The sequence below is a fragment of the Oleiphilus sp. HI0125 genome (genome assembly GCF_001635355.1).
The window spans coordinates 1-1,310 of record NZ_LWGF01000623.1; the positions used below are offsets into that span (position 1 = coordinate 1).

The window sequence follows — 1,310 nt, forward strand, 5'->3', positions numbered from 1 at the left end:
ATCGGGCTAAGGGTAAATTGCTGCCTCGCGAGCGACTCGCTCACCTACTCGATCCAGGTACACCGTTTTTAGAGTTGAGCGCTTTAGCTGCGCATGAAGTTTACGACGAAGATATCCCTGCTGCTGGCGCTATCTGTGGTATCGGCATCATCAATGACACCGAATGTATGGTCGTGGTAAACGACTCGACCATCAAGGGAGGAACATATTACCCTCTATCAGTTAAAAAGCACCTTCGCGCACTTACCATTGCGGAAGAGAATCGACTGCCATGCGTATACCTGGTTGATTCAGGTGGAGCAAATCTACCGAACCAGGACGAAGTGTTTCCTGATGAGGACGATTTTGGCAATATTTTTTATCGCCAAGCCAATATGTCAGCCAAAGGCATTCCTCAAATAGCTGTCGTACTCGGCTTGTGCACAGCTGGTGGCGCGTACGTTCCCGCTATGGCTGATGAAAGCATTATGGTTCGTGAGCACAGTACAATATTTCTGGCCGGCCCTCCTTTAGTGAAAGCTGCTACAGGGGAAGAAGTAAGTGCCGAATCCTTGGGTGGTGCAGATGTTCACTGCAAAGTTAGCGGTGTTGCGGATCATTACGCTGATAGCGAAGAACATGCTCTGCAGATTGCTAGAGATTGCGTTGCACACCTGAATTGGAAAAAAGCGAATCCCATTGAACGTAAGACACCCGCTAAACCTATCTATGGCTCTAGTGAACTGAATGGCACTGTACCGAGCGACTTGAAAACCCCTTATGACGTGCGTGAAGTCATTGCACGAATTGTCGACAACTCAAACTTCCAAGAATTTAAGCAGTATTTTGGCGACACGCTCGTATGCGGATTCGCGCATATTGACGGTTTTCCGGTTGGAATCGTCGCAAATAATGGCATTCTGTTTTCTGAGTCTGCGCAAAAAGGCGCTCACTTTATTGAGCTTTGCTCGCAACGAAAAATTCCTTTGGTGTTTCTGCAAAATATCACCGGATTCATGGTCGGCAAGTCGTTTGAAGAAGGCGGCATTGCCAAGCATGGCGCAAAGATGGTGATGGCCGTCGCCTGCGCGAAAGTCCCTAAGTTTACAGTCATTATTGGCGGCAGTTTTGGCGCTGGTAATTATGGAATGTGCGGTCGAGCCTATCACCCTCGGTTTTTGTGGATGTGGCCTAACGCGCGCATTTCAGTGATGGGCGGCGAACAAGCAGCAGGCGTGCTTGCTCAAGTAAAGCGCGATAGCATGGCAAAGCGCGGAGAACCTTGGTCTGACAATGATGAGGCGAAACTGAAACAACCTATTATTGATCAA

Annotated in this window: 1 protein-coding gene; it reads left to right on the forward strand. The window is 48.7% G+C overall.

The features are described 5' to 3' along the window. A partial coding sequence (locus A3762_RS08010) for a carboxyl transferase domain-containing protein (RefSeq protein WP_068754833.1) occupies positions 1-1,310 on the forward strand: 1,310 nt, incomplete at both ends.